Origin of the sequence: Rhizobium tibeticum, assembly GCF_900110205.1 — a bacterium.
GTDB classification, from domain to species: Bacteria; Pseudomonadota; Alphaproteobacteria; order Rhizobiales; family Rhizobiaceae; genus Rhizobium; species Rhizobium tibeticum.
Genome location: NZ_FOCV01000006.1, coordinates 54506 through 69022 on the forward strand (window position 1 = coordinate 54506; position 14517 = coordinate 69022).

General features: G+C 58.7%; 9 protein-coding genes. 6 read left to right on the top strand and 3 right to left on the bottom strand.

Going from position 1 to position 14517, the window contains the following annotated elements; genetic code table 11:
- The first annotated feature begins 22 nt into the window (after positions 1-22).
- Entirely contained in the window at positions 23-550 is a 528-nt protein-coding gene (locus BSG20_RS08585) for a hypothetical protein (protein ID WP_072373536.1), read from the top strand.
- A 396-nt stretch (positions 551-946) separates the two neighbouring features.
- Here BSG20_RS08585 and BSG20_RS08595 read toward each other — a convergent pair whose 3' ends face one another.
- The 3 genes from BSG20_RS08595 to BSG20_RS37305 all read right to left on the bottom strand — a co-directional run bounded on the left by BSG20_RS08595 (position 947) and on the right by BSG20_RS37305 (position 4511).
- Positions 947-1969 (bottom strand): LacI family DNA-binding transcriptional regulator, encoded by a 1023-nt coding sequence (locus BSG20_RS08595; RefSeq protein WP_072373545.1) that lies wholly within the window; start codon positions 1967-1969, stop codon positions 947-949.
- A gap of 594 nt (positions 1970-2563) precedes the next feature.
- The gene (locus tag BSG20_RS08605; RefSeq protein ID WP_244541286.1) at positions 2564-3274 is read right to left on the bottom strand and encodes a phytanoyl-CoA dioxygenase family protein; all 711 of its coding nucleotides are present in this window, start codon (positions 3272-3274) and stop codon (positions 2564-2566) included.
- Positions 3275-4097: 823 nt separating this feature from the next.
- Positions 4098-4511 carry a hypothetical protein gene (locus BSG20_RS37305; protein WP_244541287.1) on the bottom strand — a complete coding sequence of 138 codons (414 nt, stop codon included), beginning with the start codon at positions 4509-4511 and terminating at the stop codon, positions 4098-4100.
- On the opposite strand from BSG20_RS37305, the gene BSG20_RS08610 reads away from it, so the two are divergent.
- From BSG20_RS08610 to BSG20_RS08630, 5 genes are read left to right on the top strand one after another with little or no spacing between them, the layout of a single operon-like run.
- A complete protein-coding gene (locus BSG20_RS08610; RefSeq protein WP_244541288.1) occupies positions 4510-9327 on the top strand; it encodes a DUF4082 domain-containing protein in 4818 nt (1605 codons plus the stop codon). The two genes, BSG20_RS37305 and BSG20_RS08610, sit on opposite strands and share 2 nt — an antisense overlap.
- A 20-nt stretch (positions 9328-9347) precedes the next feature.
- Entirely contained in the window at positions 9348-10571 is a 1224-nt protein-coding gene (locus BSG20_RS08615) for a GTP-binding protein (RefSeq protein ID WP_072373557.1), read from the top strand.
- A 26-nt stretch (positions 10572-10597) separates the two neighbouring features.
- Positions 10598-10906 (top strand): hypothetical protein, encoded by a 309-nt coding sequence (locus BSG20_RS08620; RefSeq protein ID WP_072373986.1) that lies wholly within the window; start codon positions 10598-10600, stop codon positions 10904-10906.
- A 38-nt stretch (positions 10907-10944) separates the two neighbouring features.
- The gene (locus tag BSG20_RS08625) at positions 10945-13089 is read left to right on the top strand and encodes a peptidase domain-containing ABC transporter (RefSeq protein WP_072373564.1); all 2145 of its coding nucleotides are present in this window, start codon (positions 10945-10947) and stop codon (positions 13087-13089) included.
- On the top strand, positions 13086-14492 hold the full coding sequence (locus tag BSG20_RS08630; RefSeq protein ID WP_072373567.1) for an HlyD family type I secretion periplasmic adaptor subunit: 1407 nt from the start codon (positions 13086-13088) through the stop codon (positions 14490-14492). Before BSG20_RS08625 ends, BSG20_RS08630 begins: the two co-directional genes overlap by 4 nt.
- Positions 14493-14517 lie beyond the last annotated feature (25 nt).

Consider the following 14517-nt stretch of genomic DNA (forward strand, 5'->3'; position numbering starts at 1 on the left):
CACCCTGACGGAGCAATTGAGAATGGCGGCCGCATTGTATCGAGACTACATCGTTGACCTGAAAGCCAGGATCGATGACCTTCACGTCAACGCGGAGCGCTATCAGACCTACGAGTTGACGATGGAACTGCTAGCCCAAAAGAACCTTGTCAGCTACTCCGCAAAGAAAGGGAAAGGTCTGACGGAGGGCCTGTCCTACCGCCGCGACTTTGCGACCGGTCAAGCCGTCCAGATGCAGCAGCAAGGTGCCTATGCTCTGTTCAGCGGATTTTTCAATCTCGGCCAGTTTCTGGCCTTCACCGGACAGGGGCGCGAGCAGGACGCGAAGCAGTTCGCCGAGCTTCTAACCGACAATTGGCAGTACCCGACCTGCGCGGTGCATTTCGTCTACCGCCAGAAGGGACAACCAAAGACAATGTCTACAAGGATGCATTTTGTTGGATTGAACGGAGAGGCGGAAGCCGCAGCCTACGAGCAGAAGGCTCATCGAGCGGGCAGCATGGTGCAGCACCGGCCCTTCTCGTCTAATCTATTCTGGGAATGGAAGTAACCGCCGCGCACGCAGTGCCAGGCATCGGCAAATTCGCCCGGCTTTCGGCGCCAGCCGCGTTCTGGATAGAGCCCTTCGAGCCAGGATCATGCTGCGCGGGAAGAGGGATTTCCGGCCCAATCGGCAGAAGATAAAAAAGAACCACGACAGTTCGCGCACCAAGCGTCTCTTTTATGATCCGGCCTTAGGGGTCGGACGTGACTGCCAAGACGCGCAAAGCGAGGCTCGGCGATGGGAAACTGAGTGCAGCGGCTCGCAGCACCTTTTATTGTTCGTCATCCTTGCCACCTTGGCTGGAGCTCCTTTTCACCAGAAGCATGCTGCAGAGCGCTGACATTCTCTACGCCTCTTTCGGCGTGTGGCGCGATGGGAGGGGATTTTCTTGAGGCGCATTCGCTAGCCGCCCCGAATCGAGCCCCGCCAAACAAGCTCGGCATGAAGTCTGATTGACTGCGCGCAAATGGTGTCATCGTTTTGCGGTTGCGGTTGCGGTTGCGAAAGCCACTCCACCGCCTTGGAAGCTATCGCTGAAACCGGCTGGGCGAAGGTCGTCAGGTCGTAGGAAGACCATGAGGCCTGCTCGATATCGTCGAAGCCGGCAATGCAGAGCTGGTCGGGCACCGACATCGAAAACTGGTGGCGCGCGGCGTCCATGAATCCACAAGCCAGCAGATCGGTTGCGCAGAAGACCGCGTCCGGGCGCTCGGTGCGTGTCAACATTCGCTGTGCCAGGACTTTCCCCGCTTCGTAGCCCGTCCAGCCATGGCGTTCGACGGAAACCTTGATTCCGAGCGCATTCGCTGCCGCGACGAATCCCCGTTCTCGGGCCATCAGGCTTGGTGTTCCAGCTTCCGAGTTGGCGAAAGCGAGCTTTCGGCATCCCGCCCTGACGAACGCCGTAACCACACGTCCGGCCGCCTCGTCATCGTCGAGATTAATCCGCAAAGGACCGGGCTGTTCGTCATCGCGATTGATGAGGACAAGCCGCTGTCCACTGCGCAGACAGAGTTGCGCGATGGATTTGTCCGGCATTCCCGAGAGCATGATCGAGGCATCCGCGCGATAGCGGATCGCCTGGCGAAGTGCGCGATCAACGCTGCCGTCTGAGCGATCCGTATTGATCAGCATGGCGACCTTGCCGGCGTTCTGAAGCAATAGTGTCAGTTCGCGCAGCAGAGCAGAACGATAGGGTGTTGCCACATCCGACACGATAAGACAAACAATGCCGCTCTCATTGCGCATGAGACCGCGGGCGAGCTCATTGACGTGATAGCCGAGCGCTTCGGCGGCCTCGAGCACCTTGCGCCGGGTCTCCGTTGATACGCTTGCACCCGGCGTGAACGTCCGCGATACCGCCGATCGCGACACACCCGCCCTCTCGGCGACCTCCTGGGCGCTAACAAATAGCTTTTCGGACACGCAGTTGGATCTCCGGTTTCGATGAGTTTTGCACGTTGCTGCAAGAGCGTGCAAGCTTCCCGGTCGACAGCGACATATGAAACTTTCATGACAGACGCTGCCAGGGTCGGCTTCACGAGAGCCCGCATTTGCACGCGCTTGCAGTGTCGAATCGGCGACGGCCGCTGATTGCGACATGAAGCAGGCTTGTGCAAAACGGCCGAAAAGGGTGACGTTAGATCTGCATGTGAAAACGGGGCGGCTCTTGCCCGCACCCGTCTATCTCAGCCGCCTCGACGATCTCACGGGGGGAGTTCGCGTCTTTGGCAGCGGCCTCTCGTGTCACAGCCTGCGCCCTGTCGGTGCTGAACGAACCCGGGATCTGAAAAGGCCAGGGACCCACATTTGAGGCTGGTTCGGCTTCAAGATTGTCGGTCACGAGGCTGATGGCAAATTTCTTGATGGACGTTCGTGCCATTGATCGACCGCCTGCAAGGCCGTGACCAATGGCTGGTCGTCGAGCTTGGCGGTAAGCAGCGCGCGCGCTGTCGGAATGAGCAGGTGATGCAATTGGACGCACCTACTCATCTCGCGACTGGCACCACCAAATGAAGATCAGTTGATGAAGCGGATTGCCAGCATCAGCCGATCGCCACGGGTGGGAGGAGATGCCCTGTGGAAGCAGGAGGTGTCCTGAACGAAGCCCGTGCCGGCAGGCCCCTCGATGGTAATTTCATTCTCCTGACCATATTGCCTGTGGACCGCCTCCTGGCTTGCACGCGCCGACCCGAACAGCATTCGCAAGGGCTTGCGCTTGTGCGAGCGTTTCATCATCACGTGCGCTCCCGAATAGCGGTCCGTGTCCGTGATGTAGAAACTCGCATAAACGAAATTGTAGCCCTCGACGTCGTAGTGATAGTCGATGACGCCATGTTTCAAGCGGCGTCGTTCCTCGTCGCTCATCGATGATGCGAAGCTCCAATCGAGAATCGTAGTGATCTTTCTGGGCTCGTGACCGAGATACTTGCGAACGATTGAACGCAACACCGGATCATTGATGACCTTCTGCACTGCAGGGCATCGCGCAGGGTCTGATACGCCACCAATCGGCATAGGTCTTCCGTCGGCCGCTACCCCGCCTGAGACATCAAAATAGCGAAAGGTCGGTCCTTTCGGATCATAGATCGCGTGCAAAGGCTCAGAGAGCGCGAAGGTCTTGATCTCGTCGACGATATGACCGGGCAGGTTCAAGCCGACGAAGACGGCTTCATCTCGGATGGTTTGAACAATATCGGCAATCTTTGCATCGCCAAAGAGGGTCGGCATCAGCCACTTGCCCGTGCTTTTGCGCGGGGGTCTGAGAAACTCGACTGCACCTCGACCTGAGCTGTATGCCACGCGAACGGTTCTGAAGCGTCCTAGTATATAAGCGAGATTTTTTTCTCTAATTCGCCTTGCAATGCTGGCGATACCCATTGCTTTATTCCTCCCTTGGGACTCTCAACCCCCAGCCCCGACGCAATTTAATATGACTATTCATGTCTTGGAATTTATCAAAGCATCGTGAGTTGATGCCTAAAGAGGTATTTCGAGGTCAACTTTATGGCGTACGGAGGGAGAGTTTCGCCCCCACCGGGAACTCTTCCTTAGCGGTTTGGTGCGCGCGCAGGTAGTGCAAGATGTTCGAGCGGCCGTTCGCGGTTCATGACGCAAAAGCCGCCACGCTGCCCCGACCGTCGCCACCCAGATGAGGCCTCCTCATCTCTGAAACTGTCCCAATCAAATCTCTCGTTAAGGTAGATGCGCTCACCCTGACACTCGCGACTGCGTCCGGCGCGATCGGTACGCCCGGGAAATATGCGGCCCGTGAAAAGGATCGGATTTCAAAACGATACCAATCCTCTTCGGGCAAAGGGTTGGCCGCCGACATCCGGTAGGCCCTCAGCGCCTCATACACGCACCAATAAGCCTATCGGGGTATGCCCTGCCGTGCCGGATACTGCGGATTACTGTCGTTCTCTCTCGCCACAAACGTGACAGGATAGTGCCCGTGGACATGTGTCGCATTGCGATTGGGGGCGTTTGGAATGTTGAGGATCAGCATCAAAAACCGCGATTATTTGAGCGCCTACGGTGGCACCTCGAGTGTTTACAGCGCAGCGACTGCGGGCAGTGCTCTCCTCGTGAACGCAACGATGGTTTCGTCGACTGGCGGCGACCGGCCGATTGCTGACCTGGGTGCAGTGGGATCGGTGAACGCCTCGCTGACGGGATCTCCGGCTGCGGCATCCCCTCTCCTGAATGGGGAGGCCGCGCAGCAAGTGTCGCCACAAGCAAGTACCGTTTCACCGGTCGACAGCAGTGCCATCTTCGCATTGGATGCCGCAACAACGCCAACAACGAGCTCGACGGATGTTTCCCAACCAGCAGCAAAGCCACGCACCGTCCTGCCACCCGACCCCACCACTGCTATAGCCACAACGTCTCTGGAGCCCGCTTTGTCGGACGCTCCCACTGCCTCGTTAGTCTCGAGCGTGAGTGATACGTCGAGTGCTCCCATCATGCAGCTCTCCTCGGCTGCAAGTGTTGAAACGACAAGTGTTGAAGCGACAAGTGAGGATATTTCCTCCGCTTCGACGTCTGCGCCCACGGCCACAGCGACGACGGCTCCGCTGGCGTTTGTAACAACGGCGGCTGTCGCCGCCCCCGTCACGAACAAGATCGCCGACGAAAACAAGAAACAGGGCAATCCGATCAGCGAGTGGGGCCTCGACGGCGACGGCGGCGGCACGATTCAGGGCTTTGCAACCGAAATCAGCACCAACATTGGCCAGACAGTCGACTTCAAGATCGCGACTGACTCGACCCACTACCGCATCGACATCTATCGTCTGGGCTACTACGGCGGCGACGGTGCACGCAAGGTTGCCTCGATCGACAAGTCACTGACGACGGCGCAGATACAGCCTCACCCGATCGTGGACATGTCTCTTGGCCTGATCGACTGCGGAAACTGGTCTGTTTCGGCGAGCTGGCAGATTCCGGCAGACGCCGTATCGGGTGTCTACATCGCCAAGCTGGTCCGTGAGGACGGCACGGAAGACGCAAGCATTATTCCATTCGTCGTGCGTGACGACGCCTCAACCAGTGACATCGTCTTCCAGACCTCGGACACCACTTGGCAGGCTTACAATGCGTGGGGTGGGGCAAGCCTTTATTACGGAGAGGTTCCAGTCGATCCTGCTGATATGATCGGCTACCTGCCGCCCAATTGCAGTTGCGGCCTGACGGCGATCGGTCGTGCATCTGCGATCAGCTACAACCGTCCGATTATCACGAACACAAGCCCGATCGGCGGAACGTGGGATTACATTTTCGGCGTCGAGCATTCTGCTATCCAGTGGCTTGAGCAGAACGGCTACGACGTATCCTATGTCACCGGAGTCGATGCGGCACGAAATGGCAATCTGCTCCTCAACCATCAAGCATATCTGTCGGTCGGACACGACGAGTACTGGTCTGCCGAGCAGCGTGCCAATGTCGAGGCCGCACGTGACAGCGGCGTCAACCTCGCCTTCTGGAGCGGCAACGAATGCTACTGGAAGGTTCGTTGGGAAAGCAGCATCGACGGCAACGGTCAAGCCTATCGCACGATGGTGTGCTACAAGGAGACCTGGGGAACGAGCAGCGATCCGAGTGACATCGGCACCGGCACATGGCGGGATCCACGCTATGCTGATCCCGGACAGGAGCCGGAGAATTCACTGACCGGAACCATGTTCACAGTCGACAGCTACCGCGCCGACACCATTTCCATACCGTTCGACTATTCAAATCTTCGTTTCTGGCGCAACACGGACGTTGCCAACCTTCAGCCTGGCGAAACCTATAATCTCGTTCAGAACCTGCTTGGCTACGAATGGGATTCCGACGTCGAAAACGGGTTCAGACCGGACGGCCTGATCAACCTGTCACTCTCTTCGGTGGCGGTTAACACTTATCTTCGTGACTATGGCACAAGCGTTGGCGATGCTGTCGCAAACCACAGCCTGACAATGTACAGAGCCGAAAGCGGAGCCTTGGTATTCGGCGCCGGCACCGTCTTCTGGTCATGGGGACTGAACGACCAACACCAGGGTACGTCCACGCCAACCGACCCTAATGTCCAGCAAGCCATGGTCAACATGTTTGCAGACATGGGAATCCAGCCAACCACGCTGGACGCCAGCCTTATCCTCGCCACGCAATCAACCGACAGCGTCAAGCCAACATCGACGATCACGTCGCCAATCATTGGTGCGAGCTTCGTCGAAGGCCAGCATGTGACGATCACTGGCACCGCCCAGGACTTCGGCGGGGGCATCATCGCCGGCATCGAGGTTTCGACCGACGGCGGACAGCATTGGTTCAAGGCAACCGGCCGCGAAAACTGGAGCTACAACTGGGTCGTCCAGGCGAGCGGTACCTACACGATCATGTCACGTGCTGTGGATGACAGTGTCAACCTGGAGACGCCATCCTCCGGAAAGCAGGTTGCCGTAACCCTGCCCGATACAACGAGTCTTTGGACGCTGGCATCTAAACCCGCGCTCGAAACTGCGATCGACCGCGACGGTGTCGAACTCGGACTGCGCTTTCAGTCGACCACGGGCGGCTACATTGAGGGGATCCGCTTCTACAAGGGATTCTACAACATCGGTGAGCATCCGGTCAGTTTGTGGGACGCCAATGGTACGCTGCTTGCGACCGGTGTGTCGACGGGCGAATCTCTTTCGGGCTGGCAAACAGTCATGTTCTCCTCGCCGATTCATATTTCGGCTGGAACGACCTATGTCGCCTCCTATCACAGCAATGGTTATTACTCTGTCACCGAGAACTACTTCACCTCGGGCTCGACCTACAGCAGCGGCGTGCTGAAGGCAGTCGATGGCGGCAGCGCCTATGCATACGGCGCCACCGGCACTTTTCCGGGCAATAACTCTGGCGGATCGAACTACTGGGTTGACGTCGTGTTCGACGCCGGTCCGAACACTGCACCCGTTGCAACCGACGATGGCGGCTTCACCATCTCGCGCAACGGCAGTTTGACAGTGTCATTTGCCTCTCTTGTAGCAAACGATACCGATGCCAACGGCGATGCCCTGACGATCATTGGCGTCGGCAACGCAGTCAACGGAACGGTTGCTCTGGACACTCAAACTGGCAACGTCATCTTCACACCGAACGCGAACTACACCGGTCCGGCCAGCTTCGGCTACACGCTTTCCGATGGGCGAGGAGGAACGGATCAGGGAAGCGTAACCGTCTCTGTGGAGGAGATTGCGGCCGGTGTCTCGCTGTTTCAACCAAACGAAGGGCCAACCGGGCAAGCCTTTAGCGACAATTCCGCCATCGAGTTGGGTATGAAGTTTACGGCATCGAGCAGCGGTTCGATCACCGGAATTCGATTCTACAAGGCGGCCGGCGCTACCGCCACTCATACTGGCTCCATCTGGAGCGCCGATGGCACGCTGCTGACCACGGTAACGTTCATAAATGAGTCTTTAAGCGGCTGGCAGACTGCGAAGTTCTCCAATCCGCTCCAAATCCAGGCCGGGGTGACATATGTGGCGTCCTACCACACGACCGGGACCTACGTTGCGACAGCGGGCTACTTCAACTCTGCGCATACCAATGGTGCTCTGACTGGCCTTTCGGCGACGGCAAGCGGCGGGAACGGTGTCTATTCCTATGGAACTGGCACGACTTTCCCAACGTCTAGCTATCAGGCATCCAATTACTGGGTCGATGTCGTATTCAACCAATCGACGGTGAATTCAGTGCCCGTTGCAGCTAATGACAACGGCTTCAGCACATACGCAAATACGGCATTGTCAATCGCCTCGGCAGCTCTTCTAGCAAACGACAATGACCCGGACGGCGATCCACTGTCGATTACGGGCGTTGCGAACGGGGTAAACGGCACGGTCACCTTCGACAGCATCACGAATACGATTATGTTCACTCCGACGGCAGGCTACGTCGGAGCAGCAAACTTCTCCTACACTATTGCTGACGGCCGGGGTGGAACTGCCTCCGCAACGGTCAGCTTAACCGTTGGCCCGCAGCCAACGGGCACTGGTCTGTTTTCGTCGAGCGACACACCGACCAATCTCGCGGAAAACGATCCAGGATCCGTCGAGCTCGGCGTCAAGTTCGTTTCCTCCGAACGAGGCGAGATCACCGGCCTGCGCTACTATAAGAGCGCGCAGGATACAGGTACGCATACCGGTTCGCTGTGGAGCAGCACGGGGGTCCTTCTGGCGTCGGCAACATTCACGAACGAAACAGCAAGCGGCTGGCAGACGGTAACCTTCTCGCAGCCTGTCAGCATCTCGGCAGGCGTGACCTATGTGGCGAGCTATCACTCGAACGGCTTCTATGCTGCGACCCCAAACTATTTCGCCAGCAGCCATTCCAATGGCGCTCTGACGGCGTCGTCAAGCGGCAACGGTGTCTATGCCTACGGTACAGGCAGCCTGTTCCCGACTGCGACCTACAACGCAACAAACTACTGGGTGGACGTACTTTATCAAACGGCAACTCAAAACGCAGCGCCTCTGGCTGCGAACGACACCGGGATTTCGGGCGCAGCGAATACGCCGTTGACGATCCTTGCGTCAGCCTTACTCGCCAATGACAGCGATCCCGACGGTGACGCAATTTCCATTACCGGCGTCGGCAATGCAGTGAACGGAACGGTGTCCTTCGACAGCCAGTCGAACATGATCACGTTTACACCGTCGACGGGCTACACCGGATCTGCAAGCTTCTCCTACACGATCATCGACGCGAATGGCGCAACGGCCACGGCGCAGGCATCCCTCGCCATTTCCAACCAGGGTAGCGAGCAGAACGTCTTTGCCGCCGGTACGACGCCTGCGATCATCTCGGTCAATGACAACAGCCCGGTCAATCTCGGCATGAAGTTCCAGTCGGACGCGGCAGGCTGGATCACGGGCATTCGTTTCTACAAGAGTGAGGAAAATACCGGAGCCCACACGGGCTATCTCTGGACTGCAAGCGGCACATTGCTTGCGAGTGCGACCTTCACCAATGAGAGCGCAAGCGGTTGGCAATCCGTCAATCTCTCGCAACAGGTCGCAATCGATGCCGGCACGACATACGTCGTCTCCTACAGCACGAATGGCAATTATTCGGCAACGGGCAACTACTTCAGTGACAGCACGACAAACGGCAATCTGCAGGCCATGTCGTCAGCGCTCAGTGGTGGCAACGGCGTCTATGGATACGGCTCCAGCGGGCTGTTCCCGACAAGCACATACAACAGCACCAATTACTATGTGGACGTGGCATTCAGGCAGCAGCTCGCAGCGTAATGGCGAGTGGGGGAGTATCAATGACAGGTGGCGACAAGCGCCTCCCAGTAACGGTTTTGGCGGGTTTCCTCGGCGCGGGAAAGACAACCATCCTCAACCATGTTTTGCGTAACCGGGAAGGACGCCGGGTCGCCGTGATCGTCAACGACATGAGCGAGATCAATATCGATGCCGAGCTCGTTCGTGATGGTGGCGCCAATCTGTCGCGCACCAGTGAAACGCTGGTCGAACTGACCAATGGGTGCATCTGCTGCACGCTGCGCGACGATCTCTTGAGCGAAGTGCGTCGGCTTGCTGGCGACGATCGCTTCGACTACCTGCTGATCGAGGGCACCGGCATCGCCGAACCTCTGCCGATCGCCGCCACATTCTCCTTCCGCGACGAAAATGGCAGTGCGCTCTGCGACGTTGCGCGGCTGGATACGATGGTTTCTGTCGTCGACGCAGCGAACCTGCTTGCAGACTACTCAAGCGCAGATTTCCTGAGCGATCGCGGGGAGACCCGCGACACCGATGACGAACGGACACTCGTCGATCTCCTGGTGGAGCAGATCGAATTCGCCGATGTCGTCGTCATCAATAAGATCTCTGAGGTTAGTTTAGAAATGCGCGCCACGGTGCGGAAGATCGTTGCCGCGCTAAACCCCGACGCCCGCGTCATCGAGACAGACTTCGGCGACTTGCCACTTTCTTTCATTCTGGATACCGGTCTGTTCAGCGAAGCCAAGTCGGCTCGTCATCCGTACTGGCACAAGGAGCTCTATGGCTGGGGCGATCATGTCCCAGAAACCGAAGAGTACGGTATTTCGAGCTTCGTCTATCGCGCACGCCGCCCCTTCGACCCCGCAGCGCTCGATCGCTTTCTCGCGCAGCAATGGCCGGGCCTCATTCGCGCCAAGGGGCACTTCTGGCTGGCAACACGGCCGAACGAAATCGGACTGCTTTCCATTGCCGGCACACAGCGGCGCACAGACACCAAGGGCTTCTGGTGGGCGAGCGTGTCCAAGGCACATTGGCCACGCTATCCGCAATTCCGCCAGCTGCTCGACCGTCATTGGGACACGATCTGGGGCGATCGCCGCCAGGAACTCGTGTTCATCGGCGCAGGCCTTGATCAGCAGGCAATCAGCGCCGCACTTAACGACTGCCTGATCGGAGAAGAGGCAAGCTTTGACCCTGATCTCGGCAAACGTCTCACGGATCCGTTCCCGGCGTGGCAACACGCGCAGCATCACCATCCATGATCACTTATCAAAACGAGGAGACGACAATGAGCAATGAACTCTACGCAGACGGAATTGGCGAAATCACCGTCACCGGCACCATCGTGCGCATCGATCTGATGTCGCTGTCGGCCACCGAGCGCGATGCGAGCAACAACCCGAAGCCTGTCTTCCGGCAACGCATCATCATGCCGGTCGACGCTTTTGCGAACGCAGTCGACCTGATGCAAAAAGCACTGGCCGGACTTGTGGAAGCCGGGGCCGTGCGCCGTATCAACGATCTGCCATCAAGCCCGAAGGCTGAAATCATCCAGCCGTCTGGTGCGTCGGCAAACGCATCGCCGAACTTCAACTAACCTTCATCTGGTTTTCAACGCAGACGCTCGGGTGGGCCATGAGTACGTTTTTGCACACCAATCTACACTGCCTTGCACTCGTCGCGCGCCATCACGGCGTCGATCTGTCCCCCGAACGCCTGCAGCACGACTATGCTGTCGACGAGCGGCCGGTCGAAGTCCGGCAGTTGCTGCGGATGGCCAAGGATGCCGGTCTTCGCGCCCGGCAGATCAGCCTCAACTGGTCGTCGCTACTCCAGTTGGGCGAGGCCTTCCCGGTTCTGGCCCAGCTTGAAAACGGTAACTGGATCGTCATTGCCGGACCCGCGATGGGTGAGGAAGAAGCAAAGATCAGGGTCCTCGACCCCTTGGCCGAGCGCCCCGACTTCATTCTTCTGAACGAGGAGCAGTTCACCAGATCCTGGCGTGGATCCGTGGTGATGCTAAAGCGGAACTATAGTCTGCATGACGCCGACCAGCCGTTCGGCTTCCGTTGGTTCATTCCCGAAATCATCAAGCAGCGCAGCTTCTTCCGCGACGTTGCGCTTGCGGCCATCGTCCTTTACGGGCTTGGCCTGACGACCCCGATCTTCTTCCAGCTCGTCATTGACAAGGTGCTGGTCCATCAAAGCTATGCAACGCTGACGGTTCTCACAGCCGGCATTGCCATTGCCCTTGTTTTCGATGCCGCGTTCAGCTTCCTGCGGCGCTATCTGCTGCTCTATGCGACGAACCGGATCGATATCAGGATCGCGACGCGGACCTTCGGACATCTGCTCAATCTTCCGATTGCACTCTTCGAACAGGCATCGGCGGGCGTTCTCGTCAAGCATATGCAGCAGACCGGCCGCATTCGCGAGTTCCTGACGGGGCGCCTCTTTCTGACCCTTCTCGACGGCGTGTCTTTGCTGGTCTTCATTCCGATCCTGCTTCTCTACAGCGTGAAGCTCACGCTCGTCGTCATGGGTTTTGCTGCCCTCGTCGGCCTCGTCGTCATGCTTCTTGTCGGCCCCTTCCAGCGCCGCCTGCAGGCGCTCTACAAGGCCGAAGGCGACCGGCAGGCCCTGCTCGTCGAAACGGTGCACGGCATGCGTACCGTCAAGTCACTGGCGCTCGAACCGCGTCAGCGCCGCGCCTGGGACGACTACTCGGCGCAATCGATATCCGTGCGTTTCCGCGTCGAGAAGATCTCCACGGTCGCTCAGTCGATGACCGGGCTTCTCGAGAAACTGATGAGCGTCGCCATTATCGGACTTGGCGCGCTCGACGTCTTCAGCGGCGCCATGACGATCGGCGCGCTGGTCGCATTCAACATGCTGGCTGGGCGGGTCTCTGGTCCGCTTGTCCAGATCGTGACGATGGTGCACGAGTACCAGGAGGTTGCGCTTTCGGTACGCATGCTTGGCGAGATCATGAACCAGCGCCCGGAGCAAGCCGGCCGCGGTCGCGGCATCCGCCCGCATCTTAGAGGCAACATCGAATTCGACAAGGTAACGTTCCGCTATGGGCCGGATGGGGCCCCTGCGCTCGACGACGTCTCCTTCAGCATTCCGGCCGGCTGCGTATTTGGCGTTGTTGGCAAGAGCGGTTCCGGCAAAACCACGATCACTCGCCTCATCCAGGGTCTTTATCAGAACCAGCAGGGCATTATTCGAATGGATGGTTATGACAGTCGGGAGATCGACCTCGTGCATCTGAGAACGAGCACCGGCGTCGTGCTGCAGGACAACTTCCTTTTCCGGGGCACCGTTCGCGAGAACATCGCGGCAGCAAAGCCCGACGCCAGCATCGAGGAGATCATGGAGGTTGCGCGTATCGCCGGCGCCGAAGAGTTCATCGAGCGGCTTCCACGCGGCTTCGACACCATGCTGGAGGAAAACGCCTCGAACCTGTCCGGCGGGCAGAGGCAACGCCTGGCAATAGCTCGGGCATTGATCACCGATCCGAAACTCCTGATCCTCGATGAGGCCACCAGCGCGCTTGACCCCGACAGCGAGACGATCATCCGCCAGAACCTCAGCCAGATCGCGGCCGGGCGAACAGTGGTCATCGTTTCGCACCGCCTCTCCACACTTGTCGATGCGGACGCCATCCTGGTCGTCGAACGAGGCAAGATTGCCGATATCGGCAGGCATGATCAACTCGTGACGCGCTGCATGACATACCGTCACCTGTGGTCACAGCAGATGAGGCAGGTAGCATGACCGCGCGCGCTGAAAAACCAAGAGAGAACCTGCCTGTTCCAACGACTGCCCCAGTCACGCAACCAGCACTCAGGCGCTCGTTGCCGGCCGCGATCGCGGAATTCCAGTCCGATGCTGTGGAGCTTGAAGAGCGGGCTCCGCCAAGGGTCGCCCGCATGACGCTCTACGGCATCACTGCGCTCATTACCGCGATCATCGTCTGGGCGTCCGTTTCGTCGATCGATGAGGTGGTCGTTGCGCCCGGCAAGCTGATTACGACGATGCCGACCATCGTGGTGCAACCGCTCGAGACGTCGATCATTCGAACGATCAATGTCACGGCCGGAGAGATCGTCAAGAAAGGCCAGGTGCTCGCCACGCTTGACGCGACGTTCAGCCAGTCTGACGTCGACCAGCAACGGGCAAAATTCATAGCGCTCGACGCCCAGGTGAAACGCCTGGAAGCCGAGCTTGCCGGCACGGACTACACCAAGACGGCGGGCTTATCGCGCGACGAACTGCTTCAGATGCAATTGTTCGGGCAGCGCCGCGCCTATTATGCGGCACAGTTGCAGAACTACGATCAGCAGATTGCCGCCCAGGCGGCGACGATTGCTTCAAGCCGGAACCAGGAGGCAGTTCTTGCGGATCGACGCAAAACGCTGTCACAGATCGAGGGCGCCAGGGAACGGCTGTATGATCGCGAGAGCGGGTCTCTGATTACGCTTCTGGGATCGCGTGATGCCCGTCTTGACGTGGAAACCACCCTTACGGCGGTCCAAGGCAAGGCTGATGAAGCCGAACACACCTTGTCCAAGCTCAAGGCCGACCGGCAAGCGTTCATCGAGGACTTCCGACGCGCAGCCATGGAGCAGCTTGTAGACCTGCGTAGCCAGCGCGACACTGCCGCCGAGGAACTGAAGAAGATGGAGCTTCGGCGCGACATGGTAGCGTTGACCGCACCAGCCAATGCGGTCGTGCTTGACCTCGCCGCGCGCTCCGTCGGCTCGGTGGTTCGAGAGGCTGAGCCCATCGTGACGCTGGTTCCGCTCAACGTACCGCTGGAGGCCGAGGTCTCGGTCAACACGCGCGACATCGGCCGCATTACCACGGGCAAGGAAACCCGGATCAAGTTCGATGCGTACCCGTTCCAAAAATATGGCACCGCGTCTGGAACAGTGAGAACGGTGAGCCGCGATGCATTCACCCCGTCACAGCAGGAGGCGGCGAACCAAACGCCCGCTCCCTACTTCAAGGCACGCATACCGCTTGCAGATCCAAGGCTGAAAGGCTCGGATGAGCCCGTGCGACTGCTTCCTGGCATGACAGTTTCAGCCGAGATCATGGTCGGCCGACGCACCGTCATCTCATACTTCCTCTATCCGATACTGCGTGGGCTTGATAGCGCAATCCGGGAGCCGTGAGAGGATGGAATGGTAAGATCGGCTG

Coding starts and splice junctions, on each gene's coding strand:
- BSG20_RS08585 (WP_072373536.1), top strand. CDS start 23: ATGGCGGCCGCATTGTATCGAGACTACATCGTTGACCTGAAAGCCAGG.
- BSG20_RS08605 (WP_244541286.1), bottom strand. CDS start 3,274: ATGCCGACCCTCTTTGGCGATGCAAAGATTGCCGATATTGTTCAAACC.
- BSG20_RS08610 (WP_244541288.1), top strand. CDS start 4,510: ATGCAGCTCTCCTCGGCTGCAAGTGTTGAAACGACAAGTGTTGAAGCG.
- BSG20_RS37305 (WP_244541287.1), bottom strand. CDS start 4,511: ATGATGGGAGCACTCGACGTATCACTCACGCTCGAGACTAACGAGGCA.
- BSG20_RS08615 (WP_072373557.1), top strand. CDS start 9,348: ATGACAGGTGGCGACAAGCGCCTCCCAGTAACGGTTTTGGCGGGTTTC.
- BSG20_RS08620 (WP_072373986.1), top strand. CDS start 10,598: ATGAGCAATGAACTCTACGCAGACGGAATTGGCGAAATCACCGTCACC.
- BSG20_RS08625 (WP_072373564.1), top strand. CDS start 10,945: ATGAGTACGTTTTTGCACACCAATCTACACTGCCTTGCACTCGTCGCG.
- BSG20_RS08630 (WP_072373567.1), top strand. CDS start 13,086: ATGACCGCGCGCGCTGAAAAACCAAGAGAGAACCTGCCTGTTCCAACG.